The sequence below is a fragment of the Lentzea sp. genome (genome assembly GCF_036380075.1).
Taxonomy (GTDB): Bacteria; Actinomycetota; Actinomycetes; order Mycobacteriales; family Pseudonocardiaceae; genus Lentzea.
On the sequence record NZ_DASVFL010000010.1, the window covers coordinates 1 to 23,259 of the forward strand.

Annotated in this window: 24 protein-coding genes and 1 pseudogene; 18 read left to right on the forward strand and 7 right to left on the reverse strand. The window is 73.3% G+C overall.

Going from position 1 to position 23,259, the window contains the following annotated elements; translation table 11 throughout:
• Positions 1-1,011 (reverse strand): FAD-dependent monooxygenase (locus tag VF330_RS00800; RefSeq protein WP_330849499.1); only part of this gene is annotated, 1,011 nt, incomplete at its 3' end.
• 140 nt (positions 1,012-1,151) lie between these two features.
• On the opposite strand from VF330_RS00800, the gene fabG reads away from it, so the two are divergent.
• The 17 genes from fabG to VF330_RS00885 are packed head-to-tail and all read left to right on the forward strand — an operon-like array spanning position 1,152 to position 16,864.
• Entirely contained in the window at positions 1,152-1,898 is a 747-nt protein-coding gene (gene fabG, locus VF330_RS00805) for a 3-oxoacyl-ACP reductase FabG (RefSeq protein WP_330849500.1), read from the forward strand.
• A gap of 55 nt (positions 1,899-1,953) precedes the next feature.
• On the forward strand, positions 1,954-2,259 hold the full coding sequence (locus VF330_RS00810; RefSeq protein ID WP_090104595.1) for an acyl carrier protein: 306 nt from the start codon (positions 1,954-1,956) through the stop codon (positions 2,257-2,259).
• Complete coding sequence (fabZ, locus tag VF330_RS00815; RefSeq protein ID WP_330849501.1) at positions 2,256-2,732, forward strand: 3-hydroxyacyl-ACP dehydratase FabZ; 477 nt, start codon at positions 2,256-2,258, stop codon at positions 2,730-2,732. Before VF330_RS00810 ends, fabZ begins: the two co-directional genes overlap by 4 nt.
• Before the next feature lie 7 nt (positions 2,733-2,739).
• On the forward strand, positions 2,740-3,813 hold the full coding sequence (locus tag VF330_RS00820; RefSeq protein WP_330849502.1) for an aminomethyl transferase family protein: 1,074 nt from the start codon (positions 2,740-2,742) through the stop codon (positions 3,811-3,813).
• A 46-nt stretch (positions 3,814-3,859) separates the two neighbouring features.
• Positions 3,860-6,121, forward strand: coding sequence for a beta-ketoacyl-[acyl-carrier-protein] synthase family protein (locus VF330_RS00825; RefSeq protein ID WP_330849503.1), 2,262 nt, complete (start codon positions 3,860-3,862; stop codon positions 6,119-6,121).
• Positions 6,118-6,846: a nitroreductase family protein gene (locus VF330_RS00830; protein WP_330849504.1), complete on the forward strand. Its 729-nt coding sequence runs from the start codon at positions 6,118-6,120 to the stop codon at positions 6,844-6,846. The genes VF330_RS00825 and VF330_RS00830 overlap by 4 nt, the downstream gene beginning before the upstream one ends.
• The gene (locus VF330_RS00835; protein WP_330849505.1) at positions 6,843-8,093 is read left to right on the forward strand and encodes an FAD-dependent oxidoreductase; all 1,251 of its coding nucleotides are present in this window, start codon (positions 6,843-6,845) and stop codon (positions 8,091-8,093) included. The genes VF330_RS00830 and VF330_RS00835 overlap by 4 nt, the downstream gene beginning before the upstream one ends.
• Entirely contained in the window at positions 8,090-8,971 is an 882-nt protein-coding gene (locus tag VF330_RS00840) for an alpha/beta hydrolase (RefSeq protein ID WP_330849506.1), read from the forward strand. Before VF330_RS00835 ends, VF330_RS00840 begins: the two co-directional genes overlap by 4 nt.
• Positions 8,972-9,021: 50 nt before the next feature.
• Positions 9,022-9,936, forward strand: coding sequence for an ACP S-malonyltransferase (locus VF330_RS00845; RefSeq protein WP_330849507.1), 915 nt, complete (start codon positions 9,022-9,024; stop codon positions 9,934-9,936).
• A complete protein-coding gene (locus VF330_RS00850) occupies positions 9,933-10,376 on the forward strand; it encodes a phosphopantetheinyl transferase (protein ID WP_330849508.1) in 444 nt (147 codons plus the stop codon). Before VF330_RS00845 ends, VF330_RS00850 begins: the two co-directional genes overlap by 4 nt.
• Positions 10,367-11,215 (forward strand): ester cyclase, encoded by an 849-nt coding sequence (locus VF330_RS00855; protein ID WP_330849509.1) that lies wholly within the window; start codon positions 10,367-10,369, stop codon positions 11,213-11,215. Before VF330_RS00850 ends, VF330_RS00855 begins: the two co-directional genes overlap by 10 nt.
• 19 nt (positions 11,216-11,234) lie before the next feature.
• Positions 11,235-12,008 carry an alpha/beta hydrolase gene (locus tag VF330_RS00860; protein WP_330849510.1) on the forward strand — a complete coding sequence of 258 codons (774 nt, stop codon included), beginning with the start codon at positions 11,235-11,237 and terminating at the stop codon, positions 12,006-12,008.
• Complete coding sequence (locus tag VF330_RS00865) at positions 12,005-12,520, forward strand: phosphopantetheinyl transferase (protein WP_330849511.1); 516 nt, start codon at positions 12,005-12,007, stop codon at positions 12,518-12,520. Before VF330_RS00860 ends, VF330_RS00865 begins: the two co-directional genes overlap by 4 nt.
• The gene (locus VF330_RS00870) at positions 12,511-13,539 is read left to right on the forward strand and encodes a right-handed parallel beta-helix repeat-containing protein (RefSeq protein WP_330849512.1); all 1,029 of its coding nucleotides are present in this window, start codon (positions 12,511-12,513) and stop codon (positions 13,537-13,539) included. Before VF330_RS00865 ends, VF330_RS00870 begins: the two co-directional genes overlap by 10 nt.
• 13 nt (positions 13,540-13,552) lie before the next feature.
• Positions 13,553-14,491, forward strand: a complete 939-nt coding sequence (locus VF330_RS00875) for an ABC transporter ATP-binding protein (RefSeq protein ID WP_330849513.1) — start codon at positions 13,553-13,555, stop codon at positions 14,489-14,491.
• Positions 14,492-14,525: 34 nt separating this feature from the next.
• Positions 14,526-15,719 (forward strand): ABC transporter permease, encoded by a 1,194-nt coding sequence (locus VF330_RS00880; protein ID WP_330849514.1) that lies wholly within the window; start codon positions 14,526-14,528, stop codon positions 15,717-15,719.
• Entirely contained in the window at positions 15,716-16,864 is a 1,149-nt protein-coding gene (locus VF330_RS00885) for an ABC transporter permease (RefSeq protein ID WP_330849515.1), read from the forward strand. The genes VF330_RS00880 and VF330_RS00885 overlap by 4 nt, the downstream gene beginning before the upstream one ends.
• Before the next feature lie 33 nt (positions 16,865-16,897).
• Here the strand turns inward: VF330_RS00885 and VF330_RS00890 are convergent, their stop codons facing one another.
• From VF330_RS00890 to VF330_RS00920, 6 genes and pseudogenes are all read right to left on the reverse strand, one after another.
• Entirely contained in the window at positions 16,898-18,202 is a 1,305-nt protein-coding gene (locus VF330_RS00890; RefSeq protein WP_330849516.1) for a serine/threonine-protein kinase, read from the reverse strand.
• Between the two features lie 71 nt (positions 18,203-18,273).
• On the reverse strand, positions 18,274-18,975 hold the full coding sequence (locus VF330_RS00895) for a cold shock domain-containing protein (RefSeq protein ID WP_414675312.1): 702 nt from the start codon (positions 18,973-18,975) through the stop codon (positions 18,274-18,276).
• Between the two features lie 39 nt (positions 18,976-19,014).
• Positions 19,015-19,209: pseudogene (locus tag VF330_RS00905) on the reverse strand (cold-shock protein); the annotation flags it as partial.
• A 102-nt stretch (positions 19,210-19,311) separates the two neighbouring features.
• Positions 19,312-20,886, reverse strand: coding sequence for a hypothetical protein (locus VF330_RS00910; RefSeq protein WP_330849517.1), 1,575 nt, complete (start codon positions 20,884-20,886; stop codon positions 19,312-19,314).
• Positions 20,887-20,956: 70 nt separating this feature from the next.
• Entirely contained in the window at positions 20,957-21,790 is an 834-nt protein-coding gene (locus VF330_RS00915) for a phosphatidylinositol-specific phospholipase C/glycerophosphodiester phosphodiesterase family protein (RefSeq protein WP_330849518.1), read from the reverse strand.
• Between the two features lie 100 nt (positions 21,791-21,890).
• The gene (locus VF330_RS00920) at positions 21,891-22,406 is read right to left on the reverse strand and encodes a helix-turn-helix domain-containing protein (RefSeq protein ID WP_330849519.1); all 516 of its coding nucleotides are present in this window, start codon (positions 22,404-22,406) and stop codon (positions 21,891-21,893) included.
• A gap of 89 nt (positions 22,407-22,495) precedes the next feature.
• Between VF330_RS00920 and VF330_RS00925 the strand changes: the two genes are divergently transcribed.
• On the forward strand, positions 22,496-23,259 hold a 764-nt coding region (locus VF330_RS00925), incomplete at its 3' end, for an SGNH/GDSL hydrolase family protein (RefSeq protein WP_330849520.1).

Genomic DNA, 23,259 nt, shown 5'->3' on the forward strand with positions numbered 1-23,259 from the left:
CAGGGCCTCGCCGGCCGTGCCCGACAGCACCGCCGCGAGCTTCCACACCAGGTTGTGCGCGTCCTGGATGCCGCAGTTCATCCCGAACCCGCCCTGCGGCGTCGACACGTGCGCCGAGTCGCCCGCCAGGAACACCCGGCCGGAGCGGAAGCGCGTCGCGGTCACCGCCTGCTGCAGCCACGGCATCACGCCGACCAGCTCGACGTCGAGGTCCGGCACGCCGACTGCCTCGCGCACCACCTGCACGCAGAACTCGGGCGTGAAGTCGGCCTCGCTGCCACCCTCCGCCGGGTCGTAGCCGGTCTGGATGATCCAGCGGCGCCGGTTGTCCACCGCCTCGACCGCGCACGGGATGGCACTGCGGATGAAGTACAGCGCGCACATCCGGTCGGTCAGCAGCGGCACCAGGTCGGCGTCGAACATGATGCTGATCATGTGCCCGAGCGGGGGCGGACCCTCGACGCCGATGCCGAGCCGGTCGCGCACGGTGCTGCGCCCGCCGTCCGCCGCGATGGCGTAGCGGGCGCGCACGGTGGCGCGTCCGGCCGCCGACTCGACCACACCGTCCACACCGGACTCGTCCTGCTCCAGGGACGTGAGGGTCGTGGCGAACCGGACGTCCGAACCGGGTGAGCTCTCGGCCAGGCCCCGCAGCACCACCTCGAACTTGTCCTGCGCGCAGATGTAGGTGTACGTGGGGCTGTGCGGCGCGTCCTGCGCGACCGGGGCGACCTCGCGGTGGAAGTCGTCCGCGGTCAGCGAGGAGCCGACGCCGACGGCCAGGCTGTCCTCGCGCGGCAGGCCCGCGCGCTCGACCTCCTCCGCGATTCCCCACGCCCGCACCAGTTCCATCGTGCGGGTGGACACCAGGCGCGCCTTGGGGAAGATCGACGTCCCCGCGTGCCGCTCCACCAGCAGTGACGTCAACCCGTTGCGAGAGCACTCGATCGACGCGGCGAGGCCGACCGGGCCACCACCCACGATCAGGACGTCGACCTCGAAGTCAGCCATGAAGAGGAGCCTGGAACACCGCCGCGAGGACGTCAAGGAGGTGGATATCGAAGTGATAGAGCACTGAAGTCGCAGGTCAGTAGCGTTGCGCCAACGATGGCTGGCCCGGCGGGCAAGCCTGGGACAACGGGGGAGGCACCATGTTCGCCGAAGGATCGGTCGCCGTGGTCACCGGCGGGTCGCGCGGCATCGGGCGGGCTGTCGTGGTCGACCTGGCGGCCCACGGCGTGCACGTGGTCGTCAACTACTCCCGCTCCGAGGAGCAGGCCAAGGAACTGGTCGCGCAGGTCGAGCAGAACGGCGGCAGCGCGAGCGCGGTGCGGGCCGACGTGACCGACGAGGACGCGGTGCGCGAGCTGTTCCGCTCCGTGCGCTCCGAGCACGGCAGGCTCGACGTGCTGGTCACCAGCGCGGGCGTGACGCGGGACCGGCACCTGGTCGCGATGAGCAGCGACCTGTTCCGCGAGACGATGGACATCAACCTGCACGGCACGTTCCTGGCCTGCCGCGAGGCGATGCGCATCATGCAGCACCAGCGGCGCGGCGCGATCGTGACCCTGAGCTCCGCGAGCGGACTGGACGGCGGCTTCCCCGGCCAGACGAACTACGTGGCGTCCAAGGGCGCGATCATCGCGTTCACCAAGGCGCTGTCGTATGAGGCCGCGCCGCACGGCGTGCGCGTCAACGTGGTGGCGCCGGGGTTCGTCGAGACCGACATGACCAAGGTCATCCCCGCGAAGCTGCGCGACGGCTACGCCTCGCGCATCCGGCTCGGCCGCATGGGCCGCCCGGAGGAGATCGCGAACCTGGTCACGTTCCTGGCCTCCGACAAGGCCTCCTACATCACCAGCGAGACGTTCGTCGCCAACGGCGGCGGGCTCGGCTGATCCCCCACCGGCGAGAACCAGCGAGCCGCAGTACACAGTGGACGGAAGGACAAGCGTGACCCTCGACGAACTGCGCGCCACGGCGGCCGCCCGGCACGACACGTGCGCCCAGATCAAGAAGATGATCGTCTCCCGGCTCGACCTGCCGATCGAGCCGGCGTGGATCACCGACGACCAGCCGCTGTTCGGCCGCGGGCTGGAGCTCGACAGCCTCGACGTGCTCGAGCTGTACGTGGCGATCGAGGCCGAGTTCGGCGTCGCCCTCTACGACAGCGACATGTCGGTGTTCGGTTCGGTGTCGCGCCTGGCCGACCACGTGAACCCGGCGCTCGCCGAGCGGGCGCCGACCGGGTCGGCATGACGGCGACCCGGGAGCCCGTGCGGGCGGGAACGTCGCTGACCAACGACCAGCTCCGCGAGATCCTGCCGCACCGGTGGCCCTTCCTGCTGATCGACCGGGTCGACAAGGTCTCCCCCGGCGCCGCGGTCGGGATCAAGAACGTCGCGGCCACGGAGATGTGGTTCCAGGGGCACTTCCCGAGCGCGGCCGTGCTTCCGGGCGTGATCGTCGTCGAGGCCATGGCCCAGCTGGCCGGCGTGGTCTTCGCGCTCGCCGGCGCGGGACCGATCGGCTACCTGGCGGGCGTGCGGTCGATGCGGTTCCGCCGCCCCGTCGTCCCAGGCGACCAGCTCGTCCTCACCGCCGACCGCACGGCGGGAGGCCGGGGCTTCAGCGAGTTCAAGGTGAGCGCCAGGGTCGACGGCCAGATCGCCGCCGAGGGCACCATCACCATCGCCGACCCGGCAGCCACCAGCCCTACCGGAAAGGTCTGACACGACAATGGAACCCCTCACGTCGCCGGTGAAGGACGCGCACCCCGAGGGCGCCGCGTACGGCACCGTCCTGGACGCCGAGGTCGCGCTGCGGTTCAGCACGCTCGACGCCGAGTACGGGGCGATCCGGGAACGGGCCGCCCTGCTGGACCTGTCCGGCGAGCGGATCATCGAGCTCTCCGGCGGCACCGCCGTCGACTTCGCGCAGAAGGTCCTGGCGCGGGACGTGGAGTACCTGACCGCCGAGCGCTGCATGACGAGCCTGGTGCTCGACGGGGACGGCGCCGTCGTGGACCAGGTCGTGGTGTGGGGCCGGGAGGACGGCCTGCTGCTGGAGTCCTCCACCGGCGCGGGCACCCGGCTGCTGGAGCACCTGCGGGCGCACGCCGAGCCCGGCGTGGAGATCACCGACCGCACCGCCGAGTACGCGCTCTTCGGCCTGGAGGGCCCGTACGCGTGGGGCGTGGTCGGCCGGCTGATCGACGGCGAGCTGGCCGCGCTGCCGTTCGAGTCCGTTGTGGACAGCCAGTGGGACGGCGTGGACGTCCTCTTCGCCCGCACCGGTGTGACGGGCGAGTACGGGTACAAGGTGCTGGTGCCGCGCGAGTCGGCCGTGCGGCTGTGGACCAAGGCCCTGGAGCACGCCGTGCCCGCCGGCCAGGAGGCCGTGGAGCTGGCGATGCTGGAGGTCCGGCAGCCGGTCGTGCGCCACGAGGCCGGCGAGGGCGTCGACGTGCTGGAGATGGGCGCGGGCTGGCTCGTGGACATCACCAAGGACGAGTTCGTCGGGCGTGACGCCGTGGTGGCCGCCTTCGAGGGCACGGCGGAGCGCCGCACCGTCGGCTTCTCCGGCGGCACCGAGGTTCCCGCGCCGGGCACCCCGGTCACCGTCGGCGGGGAGAAGATCGGCGAGGTCGTCCACGCCGTGCACAGCATCGGGCTGCGGTCCTCTCTCGGCCTGCTGCGGCTGCCACCGGACCTGGCCGCCGCCGGGCTCACGGTCACCGTCGGCGACACCGAGGTCGTCACGCTGACCAGCCCGTACGTCACGCCCAAGAGCTGGAGCACCCCGATCATCTGATCTGGTCCCCCGGGCCGTCGCCCGGGGTTCGCGAGGAGGAGCAAGCATGGCGCTGCGGCCAGTGGTCATCACCGGAGTCGGGGTGATCTGCGCGGCGGGACGCGACCCGGAGGAGTTCTGGGCGCGGCTCACCGCGGGCGCGGGCGGCATCACCGCCGTGGAGGACGAACGGTTCGCCGCGTTCGAGGCCAGGTTCGCGGGCCAGGTGCCCGACGAGTGGATCGACGCGCAGCTGCCGGCCGAGGACACCGGGCTGGACCGCACGGCCCGGCTCGCCCTCGTCGCCGCCCGGCAGGCGGTCACCAGGGCGGGGCTGGGCGCGGACCTGCCCGGGGAGCGGTTCGGGCTGGTCCTCGGCAAGTGCCAGGCCACCCCGACCGCGGCGGGCGGCTACCAGCCCATGCACGCCACCGGGGACGTCGTCGCCCGCGTGCTCGGCATGACCGGCCCGCGCATCCTGGTCTCGACCGCGTGCGCGGCGGGCGGCAACGCGGTCGGCCTGGCCAAGGACAAGATCCTCACCGGTGAGGCGGACGTGGTGCTGGCCGGTGGCGTCGACCCGCTGCTGTTCGGCACCTACGCCGGGTTCGCGGGCCTGCACGCCCTCAGCACCCGCCCGTGCGGCCCCTACAGCCGTTCGGACGGCCTGAACCTGGGCGAGGGCGCCGCGTTCCTGGTCGTGGAGGCACTGGACCACGCGCTGGCCAGGGGCGCGGAGCCGCTGGCCGAGGTCGCGGGCTACGGCCTGTCCGCCGACGCCTACCACGCCACCGCGCCGGACCCGACCGGCCGCGGCGGCATCACCGCCATGCGCCGGGCACTGGCCGACGCCGGTCTGGACACCGACGCCGTCGACTACGTCAACGGGCACGGCACCGGCACGCCCGCCAACGACTCCATGGAGAAGAAGGTCATGCGCGCCGTGTTCGGCGAGCGCGCGCCCCAGGTGCCTACCAGCAGCATCAAGAGCTTCGTCGGGCACACGCTGGGCGCGGCGGGTGCGGTCGAGGCGGTGGCCAGCGTGCTGGCCCTGCGCACCGCGACCGCGCCGCCCACCATCGGGTTCACCGACGAGGCCATCGCGGAGTCCACTTTGGACTTCGTGCCGAACACATCGCGTCCTCTGCACATGGACGTCGTGGTCTCCAACAACTACGCGTTCGGCGGCAACAACGCCTCGCTCGTGCTGCGCCGCCCCGGCGGTCCGCGCGAGTACGACGCACTGCCCGCCGCCGACGTCGTCCTCACCGGTCTCGGACCGGTCACCGGCCTCGGCACCGGCATCGCCGAGGTCGCCGAGGCGGTCGCCAACGGACGCACGGCGGTCGGCACCGAGCCGTCGCTGGAGGGCCGCACGTTCGCCCCGCGCTCGCTGTGGCGGCACATGAACAACCTGTCCCGCATGGCGATCGCCGCCTCCAGGCTGGCCTGGGAGGACGCCGGGCTGAAGCTGCCCCGCGCCGCCCTGGACGGCGTGGGCGTCGTCTTCGCCACCGCGGCGGGCTCGGTGGAGAGCACCGGCGGGTTCGACGAGAGCGTGCTGGCCAACCCGAACAAGCCCGCCGTGCTCAGCTTCTCCAACGTGGTGCTCAACGCCACCGGCGGCGCGGTGTGCCAGACCCTGGGACTGCGCGGCCCGACCACGACGATCTGCAACGGCGGCGCGTCGGCGTCCATCGCGCTGGACTGCGCGGTGGAGACCATCCGGACCGGCAAGGCGGACGTGGTGGTCGTGGTCGCCGCCGACGAGGCGCCGAGGCCCGGCGACGGCACGCAGGTGGCCCCCTACGACCGGAGCTCGGGCGAGGCGCCCGCGTCCGCGGCGGTGGCGCTGGTCGTCGAGTCCGCCGCGCACGCCGCCGCCAGGGGCGCGACGCCGTACGCGCGGGTGGTGGGCAGCGCCCACGCGAGCGCGGGAGCGGGTGACGAGCGGTCCCTCGTGGAGCGCGCCATCGCCGCGCTGCCCACCGAAGGCGTGGACCTGGTGGTCGGTGCCGCCACCGGCGGCCCGACGGACGAGGCGGAGGCGAGCGCGGTGCTCGGCGCCGTCCCGTCCGCCCGGCTCACCGCCACCGCGGGCCTGACCGGCGACGCGGGCGCGGCCACCGGCGCGCTGAACCTGGCGCTGGCCGCGCTCGCCCTGCGCGACGGCGTCGCACCGGCCATCACCCGGCTGACCGACCCCCGCGCCGGCACGGTCGAGTCCTACGTCACCAAGCCCGAGCTGCCGGCCACGCCGGCCAAGGCCCTGGTGCTCAGCGCCGCGCCCGGCTCGGTGCGCGGCGGAACCCTGCTGGGTGCGGTGTGACCGGGCTGCCCTTCGACGTGCTCGAGACCGACCGGCTGCTCACCACCACCCGGTCGGTGCGCCGCCGGCTCGACCTCGACCGGCCCGTGCCCCGCGAGGTGGTCGAGGAGGCGCTGGAGATCGCCGTCCAGGCACCGACCGCGAACGACCAGCAGAACTGGCGCTGGGTCGTGCTCACCGAGCAGGCGGTGAAGGACCGGCTGGCGGAGCTGTTCGACATCTCCTGGCAGTTCCACCGGAAAGAGGTGTGGACGCGCTCCGGGCGCCGCCGCAACACCCCGCAGGCCAGGAAGAACAACGACTCCGCCGCCACGCTCGCCGAGACGATCGCCAGGGTGCCCGCGCTGGTGATCCCGTGCGTGCTCGGCAGGCCGCCGGACATCGGCGCGATCGACGCCGAGTGGCTCGGCGCGACCGGCACCCGCAACCTCGGCACCTGGCAGGAGGACGTGCGCATCGGGGCCATGCGGGCCAGCAACTTCTACGGCTCGATCTTCCCCGCGATCTGGTCGTTCCAGCTGGCCCTGCGCAGCCGCGGTCTCGGCAGCACGATCACGTGCATGCACCTGCCGTTCGAGCGGCAGGTGGGCGAGCTGCTCGGCATCCCCGCCGGTGTCACCCAGGTCTGCCTCATCCCGGTCGCCTACACGATCGGCACCGATTTCCGCCCCGCCAAGCGGGTTCCGGCGAAGGAACGCACGTCCTGGGAGAGGTGGCAGGCATGACCGTCGAGCACACCGGAGTCGACGTCGTCGTGGTGGGCGGCGGCATCGCGGGCGCGTCCGCCGCGGCCAACCTCGTGCGCAACGGCCTGTCCGTGGTGCTGCTGGAGAAGCAGGAGACCTACCGGGACATCGTGCGCGGCGAGTGGATCGCGCCGTGGGGCCTGCGCGAGGCGCAGACGCTGGGCGTCGAGGAGGCGTTCGGGCTCGGCGGCGCGTGGGAGATCCGCGAGTGGACGCAGTGGGACGAGACGGTCGACCCCGCCGAGGCGGAGACCGTGGACATGACGCGGTTCGTGCCCGGTGTCGGTGGCCCCATGTCGTTCCCGCACCACGAGGTCTGCGCGCTGATGGCCGAACAGGCCGAGGACGACGGCGCGACAGTGGTCATGGGCGCGCAGCGGGTCCAGGTCACCGCCGGCACCAGCCCGCAGGTCCGCTGGATCCACGCCGGGCAGGACCACCTGGCCAGGCCGCGCATCGTCATCGGCGCCACCGGCCGCGGCTGCACGGTCGGGCGCCAGATCGGCGTGTCCATGGCGACCTCGGTGCACCACTGGGGCGGCGGGCTGCGGGTCGGCGGCCTCGACGACTGGCCGATGGACGTGCAGGCGATGGGCACCGAGGACGAGAAGATGTTCATGGTGTTCCCGCAGGGCGACGGCAACGCCCGGCTCTACATCAACTTCCCCACCGCCAACCGGAAGCTCTACCAGGGTCCCGACGGCGAGAAGCGGTTCATCGCCGACTTCGAGCTGGCGTCCCTGCCCGACCGCGGCAAGGCCGTCTACAGCGCCGCGAGGTCGATCGGCCCGCTCAAGCTGTGGCCGTCGGTGGCGATGTTCCCCGAGCAGCCGATCGTCCAGGACGGCGTGGTGCTCGTCGGCGACGAGGCGGGCAACGCCGACACCGTGCTCGGCACCGGCCTGTCGTGCAGCCTGCGCGACACCCGTGCCGTCTGCGAGGTGCTGACCGGCGGCGACGACTGGTCACCCGCCGCGTTCGAGGGGTACCTGGCCGAGCGGAAGTTCCGGATGGACCGGCTGCACTTCGGCGCGGGCATCATCGCCAAGCTGCACTGCGAGTTCGGGCCCGTCGCGGCCGAGCGCCGGCGCCGGGCGCGCGAGCTCATGGCCGACAACTTCGCCGCGTCGGTGACCGGCCTGCTCAACATGGTCCCGCCCGAGGACGTGCCGGAGTTCGGGTTCAGCGAGTTCTTCGCCGAGAGGCTGTTCAGGGAGAGGGCATGAGCGTCAAGGACACCCTGCTGACCGGGTCGGCACACGTCAACGGCATCGACATCGCCTACGTGGACAAGGGCGAGGGCGACCCGGTCGTGCTGCTGCACGGCTTCCCCGACTCGCACTACCTGTGGCGGCACCAGATCGACCCGCTGGTCGAGGCGGGCTTCCGGGTCATCGCGCCCGACCTGCGCGGCTTCGGCGAGTCGGGCAAGCCGCAGGAGGCCGAGGCGTACGACATGCGCACGATCGTCAACGACGTCGTGGCGCTGACCCAGCACCTCGGCATCTCCAAAGCGCACATCGTCGGACACGACTGGGGCGCCGCCATCGCGTGGATGTACGCGTTCCTGATGCCGCGCCGCGTCGACCACCTCGCCGTGCTGTCGGTCGGCCACCCCGGCGTGTTCGGCACGCCGTCGATCGAGCAGCGCAAGGCCAGCTGGTACATGCTCTTCTACCAGTTCCCCGGTGTGAGCGAGCAGTTGTTGCGGCGCAACGGGTGGCGGCTGTTCAAGGAGATCATGGGCGGCGAGGGCGACCACCAGCGCTACCCGCGCGAGCTGGCCAAGCCGGGCGCGCTCACCGCGGCGCTGAACTGGTACCGCGCCAACCGCTCCCCCGAGGCCGAGCTGCGCGTGGAGGGCAACTTCCCACCCGTGCTCGCCCCCACCCTCGGCATCTGGTCCACCGGGGACAAGGCGCTGCTCGAGGAGGGCATGACGGGCTCGGTGAAGTTCGTCAAGGGCTCGTGGCGCTACGAGCGCGTCGAGGACGCCAGCCACTGGATCCCGCTGGACCAGCCGGAGATCGTCACCAAGCTGCTGCTGGGTTTCCTCGGCACCGAGAAGGCCGCGGCGGTGCCCACCCGGCGGCGCCGGCTCTGACCGGTGCCCGCCCGTCGGCAAGGACAGCGCGCAGGACTGGAGGTTCGCAGGTGATCGGCTTCGTGTTCCCCGGTCAGGGGACGGTCCGGATCGGCATGGGCGGCTGGCTGCGCCGCGACCCGGCGGGCGCGGCGGTGCTCGCGCGCGCCGACGCGCTGCTGCCCGCACCGGTGTCGCAGCTGTGCGCCCGCGGGCCGCTGGACAAGCTCGTCGACACCCTGCACGCGCAGCCCGCCGTGACCGCGTGCAACCTCGCCGCGCTCGCGGTCCTGCGGGAACGCGGGGTGGAACCGGACGTCGTCGCCGGGCACAGCGTGGGTGAGGTCAGCGCGCTGTGCGCGGCGGGCGTGCTGGACGCCGACACCGCGCTGCGCCTGGTCGCCGTCCGCGCCCGGCTGATGGCCGACCTCCCGGACACCGGGGGCATGACCGCCGTGCTGGGGCTGCCGCCGCAGCGGGTCGAGGAGCTGGCCGCCGAGGCCGCCGGGCCCGGTGAGCCGCTGGTCGTCGGTCTGGAGAACGCGCCGGACCACACCGTGGTCTCCGGCGCGACCGCCGCCGTCGACCGGCTCGTCGAGCTGGCCGCGGCGGCCGGCGTCCGCAAGGTGGTGCCGCTCAAGGTGAGCAACGCGTTCCACTCGCCGCTGATGGCGGGAGCGCTGGACGCCTGGGCCGAGGTCGTGCGCGCGACACCGATGCGCTCACCGCGCGTCCCGGTGGTCCCGAACGCGACGGCCGAACCCACCACGGACCTGCCGACGATCGTGGACGCGCTGATCGCCCAGCTCACGGCGCGGGTGAGGTGGACGGCGACGATGCGCGTGCTCGCCGAGGCCGAGACCCTGGTCGAGGTCGGGGACAGCAAGGTGCTCGCCGGACTGCTGCGCGGCGTCGGCGCGAGCTGCGTCAGCATGGCGGACCCGGCCGCGGTGCGCAGGCTGCGCCGCCCGGAGCCCGCGGCATGACCCGGTGGGGCAGCGCCGCGGTCGCCTTCGGCCGGCTGACCGCACCGCGGCAACTCGTCGAGCCGATGCCGCTGGAGGTCGTGTTCACCCGCCCGGAACGGCTGCGGTCCGGCGCCGGGCGCACCCTGCAGCACTGGGCGGGCAGGCTCGCGGCCAAGTACGCCGTGCTGCGCCTGCTCGACGAGCCCGCGACCGCGGAGCACCTGGGTGCCGTGGAGGTGCTCCCCCTGCCCGCGCCCCTGTGCAGCCGCACGGCGGCCTGCCTGCACGGCCACCCGCCGGGTGTGCGCCTGATCGGCGCGCTGGACGGCCGGGAGGCGCAGGACACCCGCATCCGCGTCTCCGTCAGCCACACCGCCGACCTCGCGTTCGCGGTGGCGCTGACCGGGGCCCGGCTGGCCGAGGACCACGACCTGGAAGCGATGACCGCATGGACCTGATCGAGACCGCCGCGCGGTGGGCCGCGGCCTGGCGCGAGCGCGACGCCGCCGCCATCGCGGCGGAGGTGGCGGAGTTCGCTGACCCGGACACCCCGGAACCGGTGGCGGGCGCCGGCCTCGTCGCGCACGTCGAGGCCGTGCTGACCCGGTTCCCGGACCTGGAGCTCGACTTCGCGCCGACCGCCGGCGCGGGCGGCACCGCCGTGCTCACCTGGACCCTGACCGGCACGCACCGCGCCCCCTACCTCGGCATACCGGGCACGGGCGGCACGGCGAAGGCCGACGGTGTGGACGTGCTGACCGTCGTGGACGGCGAGGTGCGGGTGCGCCGCCACTTCGACCGGGTCGCCCTGGCCGCGTCGCTCGCCCACACCGCGCGCTTCCTGCTCAGTCGGGACGAGGTGCAGGAGTACGGCATCAGCGCGCGCACCACGACCGGCAGGACCGACTACCCGCGGGCGCTCACGTTCACCTACCTGGACTTCCGCGACGACGTCGAGGGCGCGGAGGTCGACCTGCTCAGCACCGAGGTGGTCAAGTCGTTGCGCGCCTCGAAGGGCTTCCTCGGCGTGAGCACGTTCGAGATCGGCACCCGCAAGTACACGATCAGCGCCTTCGACCGCCCGGAGTCGATCCGCGCCGTGCACGCCCGGCCGCACCAGCGGTCCCTGCGGAAGTTCTTCCGCGGAGGCCTGTGCACCGGGGCGTACACCAGCGTGTGGGTGCTGGAGCGGGAGAGCTTCCACCTGCGCTGCCCCGGCTGCGCGGAGATGGTCGACGCGGGCGCGGGCAGGACCTGCGCGTGCGGCACCACCCCGACCCCCGACCCCCTGTTCTGATGACGCCAGGAGCTGCCCGATGACGGTCTTCACCGCCGACCACCGGCCCGCGGCGGGCGGGCGACCGCTGGTGGCCTTCATGTCCGCCCTGTTCGCGGGCGGCTGGATCTGGGACCACCCGTTCGCCGCCCTCGCCGACGCCGGGTGGCCGGTGCTGCGCACCGAGGAACCCATCTGCGGAGTCGACGCGAAGATCGCGGGGTCCATCGAACGCCTCGGCGACGCTCTGCTGGAGGCCGCCGACGCAGCCGGCGCGCAGGAGGTCGTGGTCTGCGCGAACTCCCTGGGAGGGCTCGTCGCCATCGACCTCGCGGGCCGCTTCCCGGACCGGGTGAAGGCCATCGCGGTCAGCGGTGCACCCGGCCTGAGCGCGGACCCCGACGTGGGCCTGAACATGGACCGGCGCGGCGACGTGCGGTTGCAGGGCGAGCAGTTCCGCGACCGCATGCTGGCCGCTCTCTTCCACGGTGACCCGCTGTTCACCGACGAGCAGGTGGAGTCGACCGCGCGGCTGCTGCGCCAGGGCTCGGCGATGGTCGCGATGGCCCGCAGCATCCGCGCCACCAGAACCTTCCAGGTCGCCCCGGCGATGGACAAGGTGACGTGCCCGTCGCTGTACCTCTGGGGCCGCCACGACCGCATGACGCCGATCGAGCCGTGGCTCGACCTGGTGCCCCAGCACGCGAACACCGAGTTCGTCACCGTCGAGGACTGCGGGCACATCCCGATGATCGAACGCGGCGAGGTCTACACCGCCGAACTGCTGCGGTTCCTCGGCCGGGTCACCGGGTGACCGCGCCACCGATGCTGTTCGGGGTGGACGTGGTCGACGTCGCCAGGGTCACCCGCGCCATGTCCTACAGCGGGCCCGCCTACACCCGGCACGTCGTCTCCCCCGGCGAGCGGGACCTGCACGCCGACCCCGGTCTCGCCACCGCGGCCACCGTCGCGGTGAAGGAGTGCCTCGTGAAGGCGATCGGCGGCCGGCCGCGCGGGTTCTCCTGGCACGACTTCGAGGCGTGCGGCGAGGTGCCGCTGCCCGGTGCGGAGTGGGCGGACCCGCTGCTGGCCGCCGCCGTGCCCGAGGTCGAGGCCGCCACCGGGGTCGCGATGACCGAGCGGTCCGCCTACACCGTGTTCGGTGCCAGCGGTGCGGCCGCCCTGGCCCGGCTCACCGGACGCTCCGCGGTCCCCGGCGACGGCGCGGCCGTCGTGGGCACGGCCCGCTGGGGCGTTCGCGGAGACCTGATCGTCGCCGTTGCCATACTGATCATCACGCCGAGAGGAGCGTTGCGATGTCCGTGACCGAGGTCGCGACCGAAGTCCGCATCCGGCCGGGGGACTCCGTCCAGGAAGCGCTCGACGACTGCGCGCCGGGCGCGGTGCTGCGCCTGGCCGAGGGGACGTACGAGGGCAGCCTCGTCATCAGCCGCCCGGACGTCGTGCTCGTCGGCGCGGGCGCGGGCCGCACGGTGATCGTGCCCGGCGCCGTCGCGCCCAGCGCCGTACCGCCGCTGCACGACGCTCCCGCGGACGTGGTCAGCGGCATCACCGTGCACGACGTGTCCGGGGTGACCGTCGAGGGCCTGACCGTGCGCGGGTTCTCCGGGGCGGGCGTCTACGCCCACACCGCCACCGGTCTGCGACTCGTCGACGTCGAGTCGGCGGGCAACGCGGTGTGGGGCCTGTACGTGCGCGAGTCGGCCGTGGTGGAGGTGCTGCGGTGCCGCGCGGAGGGCAGCCAGTACGGCGGCATCGCGCTGGCGTTCTGCCCGGCCGCCGACGCGCTGATCGCCGACTGCGAGAGCACCGCCAACGCCTTCGGTGTGTTCGTGGACAACTCCAGTCGCGCGCGGGTGCAGCGCAACCGCTGCCACGGCAACGCGGCGGGCGTGCTGCTGCTGCACCAGACCTACGAGGGTGAGCTGCCCGGCGGCGTCGCCGACGTGCTCGTCGCGGACAACGACATCACCGGCAACACCCTGGCCGCCGGTGGCGACGAGCCCGGCGTGCTGGGGTTCGCCGGGCCGCCGATGTCCGGCGTGGGCATCGCCGCCATCGGGGTCCAGCGGGTCTCGTTCGTCGGCAACCGGGTGCACGGCAACGAACCCACCGGTCCGTCGGTCATGGGCGCCGCACTGGTGCTGGCCTCGTCGGCGGACTGGGGCGGCTCCGACTCGGTCGACAACTCCTTCGAGTGGAACACCGTCACCGGCAACAGCCCGTGCGACGTGCAGGTGGGCACCGATCCGGGCAAACAGCGCTTCCGGAACAATTCGGTGGGCACCTCCCAGCCGGAGCTGATCGACGGGTGCGGATCTTGAGCGAGAGGACGACATGACGCCTGCACTGGTGTGCGAGCACCTGGTCAAGCGCTACGGCGACAAGACCGTGGTGGACCGGGTCGGCTTCCACATCGACGAGGGAGAGGCGTACGGCCTGCTCGGCCCCAACGGGGCCGGCAAGACCACGACCATCTCCATGCTCGTCGGCCTGCTGCGCCCGGACGAGGGAACGGTCCGGGTCGGCGGCATCGACGTCGGCGAGGACCCGGTGGCCGCCAAGCGGCTCATCGGGTACGTCCCGCAGGAGATCGCGCTGTACCCGGAGCTGACCGCCAGGGAGAACCTGCGCTACTTCGGCAGGCTCTACGGCCTGCCGCGGCGTGAGCTCACCTCGCGCATCGGCGAGGTGCTCGACCTGGTCGGCCTGACCGACCGCGGCGACGACAAGGTGGGCACCTACTCCGGCGGCATGAAGCGGCGCACCAACATCGCCGTGGCCCTGCTGCACCGGCCGCGCCTGCTCATCCTCGACGAGCCGACGGTCGGCGTGGACCCGCAGAGCCGCGTCGCGATCCTGGACCGCGTCGAGGCGCTGGTCGGCGAGGGCATGAGCCTGCTCTACACCTCCCACTACATGGAGGAGGTGGAGCGGGTGTGCACGCGGGTCGGGATCATCGACCGGGGTCGCGTGGTCGCCGACGGGACCAAGCGCGAGCTGGTCGCCGAACTGGGCGGCACGGACCGGGTGGAGCTGACGCTGGACGGCGACGTCACGGCCGCGGCCGAGAAGCTGCGCGCCGTGGAGGGCGTGTCCGAGGCGGTGGTCACCGGGTCGTCGTCGATCCGGCTGCTCGTCGCGGGCGGGCGGCACCTGCTGCCCGCGCTGCTGGCCGCCATCGGCGACGCGGGCGCGGTGACCGGCGTCGAGGTCGTCGAACCCGACCTGGAGGCGGCGTTCCTGCACCTCACCGGCAGCACCCTGCGGGACTGACGCGGACCGACGAGCTGAGGGATTGGGCGAGAACTTGGGGAAGAGCACTCTGCGCGCTCTGCTGGTCGTGGGCGGCCACGAGCTGCGGTCGCGGCTGCGGGACGGCACCGCGCCGCTGATCGCGCTCGTCGCGCCGATTCTGCTCGCGACCCTGTTCGGGCTGGCGCTGGGCGGCGACGACGACCCGCCGCTGAAGGCTACCATCGGCGTGGTCGACCTCGACGGCGGCGAGTTCCCGGCCAGCGTGCAGCGCGAGGCGCTGAACACCGACGAGCTGAAGGGCGTGCTGACCTTCCGCCAGTACCCGGACGAGGCCGCGGCGCGGAGTGCGGTGGACGGCGGCGAGTCGGGTGCGGCGCTGGTGTTCCCCGCCGGGTTCAGCGAGGGCGTCGGCGCGGGCCGCGGCGGTCAGGTGTCCGTCCTGGAGTCGCCGGAGTCGCCGCTGGCGGGGGTGGTGGCCCGCAGCATGGTCGACCGGATCTCGGCCCTGGTCCAGGCCAGGACGCTGGCCGTGCGCGCCTCGCTGGAGGCGGGCGTGCCGGCCGACCGCGTGCAGCTGTTCGTCGAGGAGAACGGCGCGGCCGGGCCCGCGCTGTCGCTGGTCGGCGACCCGGTCTCGGGCGGGCGGGTGGACCTCGCCGTGCACTACGGCGCGGGCATGGCGGTGATGTTCGCGTTCTTCGTCGTCGGCACCACGGCCCGCAGCCTGCTCACCGAGCGGCAGAACGGCACGCTCGACCGGATGCGCGCCGCGCCGGTGCCCCTGTGGACGGCGCTGGTGGGCAAGAGCGCCGTCGGGTTCGGGCTGGCGCTGTTCAGCATGTGCGCGACCTGGCTGTCGTCCGTGCTGATCTTCGGCGCGAGCTGGGGCGACCCGCTCGGGGTGTTCGCACTGCTGCTGGCGCACGTGTTCGCGGCGACCGCGATCGTCATGCTGGTGGCCAGCCGCGCGAAGACCGACGCGCAGGCCGACGGCTACACGCTCGGCGTGGCGTTCGTGTTCGCGTTCCTGGGCGGCAGCATCGTGCCCGTCTACAACCTGCCCGAGTGGCTGCGCGGCGTCTCGCTGGTCACCCCCAACGGGTGGGTGTCGGCGGGCCTGTCCGAGCTGGCGGGCACCGGCGCCGGCCCGTCCGCCGTCCTCGTGCCGATCGCCGTGGTGACCGGCATCGGCGTCGTCGCGGGCACGGTGGCGTTGCTCGGCTTCCGCAAAGGCAGGTTCGCATGAGGCCCCGTCCCGTCACCGCGCTGGTGCTGGCCAACCTGAAGCGCCAGCTGCGCGACAAGGTCGGCATGTTCTTCATCGTCGTCATGCCGTTCGTGACGATCCTGTTCGTCGGCATGGCCCTGGGCGGCGACGCGGCCGACGCGAAGCTGCCGGTGGCCGTGGTCGCCGACACCTCCGACCCGGTGTCGGCCGCCGTGGTCGCCGAACTGGAGTCCGACCAGGCGCTGCAGGTGCGGCGCGCGGAAGCAGCGCAGGAGGTCCGCGACGGCGTCCGCCGCGGTGAGCTCGCCGCCGGGTTGATCGTCACACCGGGCAAGACCGACCTCGAACTGGTCCTGACCCAGACCAGCGGCAGCGGCATGGCCGCGCGCAGCGAGATCGACGTGGCGGTCGGCAGGGTGGCGGCGGTGCTGGAGGCGACCCGCGCGGCGCGGGCGGCGGGCGCGTCACCGGAGCAGGCCGAGCAGTACGTGCGCAAGGCGAAAGAGGAATCGGCGGCGGTCACCGTCGCCTCGACGGGAGGCGGCGAGCCCGCCAAGCCGACCGGCTTCGCCTACACCGCGCCCGCGAACCTGCTGCTGTTCACGTTCGTCAACTCGATGGCCGTCGCCGCCGCGCTGGTGGAGAGCCGCCGCATCGGCATGGTGCGCCGCTCCCTGGCCGCACCGGTGCGCCGGACCCAGGTGCTCTTGGGCGAGGCGCTGAGCCGTTTCGCGGTGGCGCTCGCGCAGTCGTCGCTGATCATCGTGGTGAGCCGGGTGCTGTTCGACGTGCGGTGGGGCGACCCGCTGGGCGTGGGGGTGGTCGTCGCGCTGTTCTGCCTGATCGCCACGGGTGCCGCGATGCTGGTGGGCGCCCTGGTGCGCTCGCCGCAGCAGGCTCCCGCCATCGGTCCCCCGGTCGGCATCGTGCTGGGCATGCTGGGCGGCTGCCTGTGGCCGCGCGAGGTGGCCGGCGAGACGCTGGGCACGATCGGCTACCTGTTCCCGCACTCCTGGGCGATGGACGCGTTGCTCACGCTGTCGCGCCCGTCGGCGGGGCTGGGGTCGGTCCTGGTCGAGACCGGTGTGCTGGCGGGCATGGCGGTGGTGGTGCTGGGCGTCGCGATGGTCGTGTTCCAGCGGCGGGCGCTGGCGGCCGTCTAGACGGACGGACCCCGCCTGGACGATCTTGCCGACTCAGCCGGCGGCGGAGCAGGTCACAGCGGGGCGTGCGGGTTCGGGACCGGTGGCGACGAACCCGTACGAGGTGGTCGCCCCGGCGGCGAGCACGGCGTTGTGGCCGGCGTCGGTGACGGTCACCGCGGTGGCGTTCCGGGTCAGGGTGCCGTTCCACAGGGTGCCGATGGTGTGGCCCTCGGCCGGCTGCCACGTGGTGGTCCAGCCGGTCAGGCCGCCCGCCCCGGTGTTGCGCACGGTCACCTCGACCTGGTAGCCGCCCGGCCACGCGTTGGTCACCTCGTACCGGGCATCGCAGGCACTCGTGACCGTGGTCGTGGTGGTGGAGTTGGTTTGAGCGCTGCTGCTGGGCCGGTCGCCCCGCACGACGACGCCGATCACGACACCGGCGGCGACCAGGACGGCCGCGGCGGCGACCATCGCGATCGCCCGGCGTGGCAGGGGGCGGCGGGCGGGCAGCATCCGCGTCCCGCTCAATGGGGGCCCGGCGGGCAGCGGCAGTCCCTCCGCGACCGCCGCGAGCAGCTTGTGGGCCTCGGCCATCGTCGGGCGGTGGGCCGCGTCGCGGCGCAGGAGGCGCATGAGCACCTCGCCGAGCGGGCCGCCCACCCGCGGCGGCGCGAACTCTCCCCGGACCGCGCGTTGCAGGAGCGCGTAGGGGTTGTCGTCCACACCGAACGGCGGCGTCCCCTCCAGTGCCGCGTACAGGGTCGCGCCGAGGGAGAACACGTCCGAGGCGAACGTCGCCGCCTCGCCCGCCGCCACCTCCGGCGCCAGGAAGGCCGGCGTGCCGACGATCACGCGGGCGTCGGTCACCGTGCCCTCGCCGACCGCCCGGGCGATGCCGAAGTCGGTGATCTTCGCGATGCCGTCCTCGGCCAGCAGGACGTTGAACGTCGTGACGTCCCGGTGGACGATGCCCTCCGCGTGCGCCGCCGCCAGCGCGGAGGCGACCTGCCTGCCCACGGCCGCGACCACGCCCGGCGGCAGCGCGCCCCGTTCGGCGATCAGCGCCGCGAGGCTGCGGGAGGGCAGGTACTCCAGCACCAGACAGGGCGTGCCGTCGTGCTCGACGACCTCGTAGACGCGGATCGCGTGCGGGTGCCGCAGCCGGCCGGCGACCCGGCCCTCGCGCAGCATCTGCGCCACCGCGTCCGGGGACCGCCGGTCCGTGGTGAGCAGCTTGACCGCGACCGCGCGGTCGCGCTGCTCGTCGCGCGCCTGCCAGACCACCCCCATGGATCCCTGCCCGATCAGCGACACCAGCCGGTACCGCCCGGCAACGACCTCACCCTCTACTGGCACAGGCCGACGCTACTTGGCCGGGCGGACCGTCAGCCACCTCCGACGCCGCGCGGGCTGCGGCGGGAGCACGGTCAGACGCGCTCGACGGCGTCGGCCTGCGGGCCCCGGTCGCTCTGCCGGATGCGGAAGCGCACCCGGTCACCGGGCACCAGGGGCTCGCTGCCGGAGACCACCGAGACGTGCACGAACAGGTCCGGCCCGCCCGCGTCGGGGGTGATGAACCCGAAGCCGCGGTCGCCGTCGTAGCGGGCCACCGTGCCGTCGCCGGCCCTGGCCGCGGGACGGGCGGCCGAACGGCTCGGGGCCGCGGCGGCCTCCACCGGCTCGCCGGGGGCCACGAACCGCACCTCACGCGCCTGACGCCCCTGGTCCACGGTGACCGCGGTGAACGAGACCCGGTCACCCTCGACCGGCAGGTACCGGTCGTCGACCAGGGCGCGCTCGTGCAGGAAGACGTCGCCCGCCCCGTCGTCGGCGGCCACGAAGCCGAACGACTTCTCCTCGTCGAACCACAGCACGGAGCCGTCGGCGCCGTCACCGGCCGCGGCCAGCGGGGCGCGGCGGACACCGGCGTCGAAGCTCAGCGGCACCACGTGCTGGGCCTGCGGCCCCTTCTCCCCTGCGACGACGACGAAGGCCACCCGCTGCTCGGCAGCGAGAACGCCGCCGGTGACGATGGCCGAGGAGTGCACGAACACCTCCGGGCCCCCGCCGTCCGGCGCGGCGAACCCGTAGCCCTTGGCAGGCTCGTACCAGGAGACGGTGGCGAGCACGCCCAGGGCCGCGTCCGGCCCGACGTCCCCGGTGACGGCGACGTGCAGCGCCTGCGGGCCGCGCGGTCCCTCGCCGGTCTCGAACTCCACCGTCTGGCCCTCCCGCAACGCCTTGGCCGGGCCCTCGCCCTGCACCTGCGAGACGTGCACGAAGATGTCGTCACCGCCGTCGTCGGGGGCGAGGAAGCCGAAGCCGCGCTCGAGGTCGTACCAGCGGACGGTTCCCTGCTGCAAGATGCACTCCTGGTCTCACGGTTGATCGGGAGTCCAGTGTCCCAGGCGCCGCGCGCACATCGTGATCCCGACGCGCGGCAGGTCCACTCTGCGGCAGGCGGGTCAGGTCCGGCGCGCGGTCAACTGGGCGCTGATCTGGGCGAACCGCCGGTCGAGCGGCGCCTCCTGGGCGCTGTCGAGGCGGTGCAGGACTCGCACGAGCGGTGCGCACTCGGCCATGCGCCTGCCCGCGAGCTCCGCCGCGTCGACGACGTGCGGGAACGGCGCGAGCAACGGGTGGTCCGCGGTGAGCCGTTCGCCGCCTGTGCGGGGCAGGAACACCTGCGACAGGGGGTCCGCCATGCCGTCCAGCACGACGAGTGTGTCCTCGGTCCGCCGCCGGGAGACGAGGAAGTCCAGCTCCCGCGCCAGCCCCGGCGTGAGCTCCGCCGCCCAGACGACGACCTGGTCGGCGACCGAGAGCAACGTCGAGACGGTGTCGAACCATGTCTCGTCCGGCAGGTAGAGCTTGACCGGCGCGGTGAACTGGCCCCAGTCGTGGCCCAGTTCCAGCTCGGCCGCGGTCGTGCTGGCCACCAGGACCAGCGGCACCGAGACGGCGAGCTCCCTCAGCGCGGGCCCGGCACCGCTCAGGTTGATCACCTGGACGTGGTCGGCCGGGTCGTCGCGGTCCTGCCTGAACGAGGTGGTGCCGGACCGTTCGGTGAGCTCGAAGTTGCGCAGCAGCACCACGAACGGCTCGCCGGAGCACAGCCAGCTCCGCACCGCGTCCGCGGACTTGCGGTGCTCGGCCTGGGCGCGGCGGACCAGACCGCGCATCTGGTTGCGCGGCGCGCCTGCCCGCAACCAGGACACGAACCCACGTGCGGAGAACCGCTGCCGCCGGTCCCAGTGCCGTTGCCGTTCGAGGTAGTCGAGCTTCAGCTGCGGCTCACCGAGGTGGAACCGGTCCAGCACCCCGATGGCGTGCCGGGCCCGCAGGAGCCACACGTCGACGTCCTCGGACGAACCCGGTGGGTCGGCCGCGAACGCCTCGGTGATCGCGGTGAACAGCCGGCGCGCCGCGGGTTCGCGGTCGGCTTGGAGCAGCACGAGCGCCTCGTTGCCCATCCCGTGCGCCCACCACCCGCGCAGTTCGGGGTCCGTGGCGCCGCGGCACCGGCCGGCGAGCTCGCGCCACAGCGAGGCGAGCTTCTCGATCGCGGCGCGGTCCACCGCGGCGTGCCGGCCGCTCAGCTGCGCGAGGCTCGACAGCGCACGGCACACCGCTCGCTCCACCCGCACGTCGTCGGGCATGCGGACGGCGTCGACCACGTCGCGCAACACCCGCACCGCATGGGCGTTGGTCTCCCGGTCGACAGCCCACGTGAGGGACGTGTCGGTCAACGCCATGACCGTGCGCGACACGACATCCCCGTCGGGTTCGCGCGCGATGTGCCGGGCCAGCCAACCCAGCAGCAGAAACCCGTCGGCGGCGCGTCCCCGTGCCGACAGCTCCGCCGCCGCCTCGAACGTCACGAACGCGAAGGTGTCCGGATCGCCGTACCCCGAGACGGTCGTGAAGTACCAGCTCCGGAACCTCTCGTCGCCGGCTCGTCCGACCTCCTGCCGCAGCGCGTCCCACCTCGCGAGCGCGGCCGCCGCGACCTCCGCCGCAGTGAACGCGTCCTCCCCCATCGCCACACCACCCCCGTGGTCATCCTTTCCCAACACCGTTGAAGAAGGAACCACCGCCGTGGCGTCGGGGTCAGCGCAGGAAGTCGGCCAGGCCTTCCAGGTCGTCGGTGTTGACGTGGTCGACGTCGGCCGCGACGAGCTCCCGCCAGACCGCGTCCCGCTCGGGCCCCGGCACGTCCGGGGTGGCCCAGAACCGCACCCGCTGCCCGGCGCGGTGCGCGGTCCGCACGATCGACCGCAGCTCGGCTCGCTCGTCCGCGGGCATCGGGCCGGCGCCGGTCCACGAGAACAGCTTCGTCCAGTTGTCGGACACCAGCGGGGTCAGTCGCGCGTCCGAGCCCGGTCCCAGGTCGCTCGTGTCGGCGATCCGGCCGTCGTAGAAGGCGACCCTCGTGCGTTGTGCCTGCATCGTGGCGCGCGGCCGGTTCCCGGACACGACTGCGGTCACCGGACCGTGCCACACCCGTCCGAGCGTGTACCTGGTCCACAGGAACGCGTACTTGGGGCTGCGCAGGAGCTCGTCCAGCGCGGCATAGGTCGACTCGCCCTCGGTCTTGATGTCGATCAGGAGCTGGAAGTCGCGGAAGCCGTGGTAGACGCCGTGGTTGCGCAGAACCCTGTCCCGCAACGGGTCCAGGTACAGCGACCGCAACGTGCGGGACGGGTCGAGGTCCTCCGGGTCGTGCGCGACGAGCAGCTCGCCGCCGACCAGGTAGATGTCGGCCTCCACGCTGGTGAAGCCCTCCGCCAGCGCGTCGAAGAGCGGGCGGGTGTGCTCGTAGTCGTTGTGCGCGTGGGCCCGGGCCAGCGGACGGACGCGGTCGTGGTCCGGCGCGGCGGTGGCGGGTGCGGCACCGGCGACCAGGCCGAGAACGGCGAGCAAGAGCAGCAGGGAGCGACGCACAGTGGTACCTCCGAAGTCAGGGCGCCGCCACGGTAGAGCACGGAGTGGAACCCGACGTGAACATCCGCACGGCTTCCCGTGGCCTTCGGGGTGACGGCAGTCAGTCCCGCGCGCTGGCGCCGGGCCCAGGGGCGGCTTGGATGTCGCCGAGGCTGTGCACGGGATGGTCGTGGGCGCAGCGGATCTCGGTCCGGATGGGCGCGCCGCAGCCGTGGTGGGTGAGCACGACGGTGGGTCCGCCGGGAGCAGGGAGCCAGCGGTCGGCCCAGTTCAGCAGGCTGATGATCGCGGTGGCCAGGTCCCGTCCCTTGTCGGTGAGGCGGTATTCGTGGCGCCCGCGTGATCCGGTGTCGTGGTAGGCGACCTTGGTCAGGATGCCCTGGTCGGCCAGGTCGCGCAGGCGTGCGGACAGCACGCCCGGCGTCAGGCCCGTATGGCGGCGGAAGTCGTCGAAGCGCCGGGTGCCGTAGAACGCCTCCCGCACGACCTGTCCCGCGCTGCGCGGTACGAGCACGTCGAGCGCTCGTTGCACGGAGTCCGGTTCCAGGAGCCACGCGTCGCGGTCCCACACGGGGTCCGCGGCCTCGGTCGGGTCGTGCGCGCGGGGCTGCTGCATGCGCGCACTGTGTCACATGCCCCCGCACCCGGCGTTCGGTAGAGCCGCTGTCGTGTGGTGTGCCGGGATGGTCCGCTACCGTGCTGAGTATGGTTTACGGTACTCAGCCGGTGCGGCGGTTCGTGGCGCTCGGCGACAGCCTCACCGAAGGGGTCGGCGACCCGCGGCTCGACGGCACGCTGCGCGGCTGGGCCGACGTCCTGGCCGGCGAGCTCGACCACGCGTGGCCCGGACTGCGGTACGACAACCTCGCCGTCCGCGGATGGCACGCCCAGCACGTCCTGCAGCACCAGCTGGAGCAGGCACTGCGGCTCAAACCGGACCTGGCGAGCGTCATGGTCGGCGCCAACGACGCGTTCGACCGGCACGGGTTCGACGGCGCCGCGGTGGGCCGCGTGCTGCGGCAGACGGTCGCGGCCCTGTCCGACTCCGGCGCGCGGGTGGTCATGGCGACGCTGCCCGACATCACCCGCCGCTGGCCAGGACCCGCACGCCTGCACCAGGCGACGCGCTCGCGGTTCCAGCTCGTCAACGACCACGTGCGCACGATCGCGGCCGAGCACGACGCGATCATGCACGACCTGTGGCACGACGAACGCACCCACGCGCCGCGGATGTGGTCCATCGACCGCGTCCACCCCGGCACGCACGGGCACGCCGGCATCGCGCACAGCTTCGCCGAGTTGATCCTCGGCCACGCCCGCTCCCCCTGGACCCCGGCGGGACCGGCGGTGACCGCGGCGCAGCGGCTGGCCGAGATCCGTTCGCTCTACACCATTCTGCGAACCGACCGCGGCCTGCCGCTGCCCACCCAGCTCCCCCGCGGGCCGTGGAACCTCACCCGGACCGGAAC

Excerpts from the sequence above, each read along its gene's own strand:
- VF330_RS00850 (WP_330849508.1), top strand. The coding sequence starts at position 9,933 with ATGACCCGGTGGGGCAGCGCCGCGGTCGCCTTCGGCCGGCTGACCGCA.
- fabZ (WP_330849501.1), top strand. The coding sequence starts at position 2,256 with ATGACGGCGACCCGGGAGCCCGTGCGGGCGGGAACGTCGCTGACCAAC.
- VF330_RS00920 (WP_330849519.1), bottom strand. The coding sequence starts at position 22,406 with ATGCAGCAGCCCCGCGCGCACGACCCGACCGAGGCCGCGGACCCCGTG.
- VF330_RS00870 (WP_330849512.1), top strand. The coding sequence starts at position 12,511 with ATGTCCGTGACCGAGGTCGCGACCGAAGTCCGCATCCGGCCGGGGGAC.
- fabG (WP_330849500.1), top strand. The coding sequence starts at position 1,152 with ATGTTCGCCGAAGGATCGGTCGCCGTGGTCACCGGCGGGTCGCGCGGC.
- VF330_RS00825 (WP_330849503.1), top strand. The coding sequence starts at position 3,860 with ATGGCGCTGCGGCCAGTGGTCATCACCGGAGTCGGGGTGATCTGCGCG.
- VF330_RS00875 (WP_330849513.1), top strand. The coding sequence starts at position 13,553 with ATGACGCCTGCACTGGTGTGCGAGCACCTGGTCAAGCGCTACGGCGAC.
- VF330_RS00860 (WP_330849510.1), top strand. The coding sequence starts at position 11,235 with ATGACGGTCTTCACCGCCGACCACCGGCCCGCGGCGGGCGGGCGACCG.
- VF330_RS00835 (WP_330849505.1), top strand. The coding sequence starts at position 6,843 with ATGACCGTCGAGCACACCGGAGTCGACGTCGTCGTGGTGGGCGGCGGC.
- VF330_RS00855 (WP_330849509.1), top strand. The coding sequence starts at position 10,367 with ATGGACCTGATCGAGACCGCCGCGCGGTGGGCCGCGGCCTGGCGCGAG.
- VF330_RS00820 (WP_330849502.1), top strand. The coding sequence starts at position 2,740 with ATGGAACCCCTCACGTCGCCGGTGAAGGACGCGCACCCCGAGGGCGCC.
- VF330_RS00885 (WP_330849515.1), top strand. The coding sequence starts at position 15,716 with ATGAGGCCCCGTCCCGTCACCGCGCTGGTGCTGGCCAACCTGAAGCGC.
- VF330_RS00910 (WP_330849517.1), bottom strand. The coding sequence starts at position 20,886 with ATGGGGGAGGACGCGTTCACTGCGGCGGAGGTCGCGGCGGCCGCGCTC.
- VF330_RS00840 (WP_330849506.1), top strand. The coding sequence starts at position 8,090 with ATGAGCGTCAAGGACACCCTGCTGACCGGGTCGGCACACGTCAACGGC.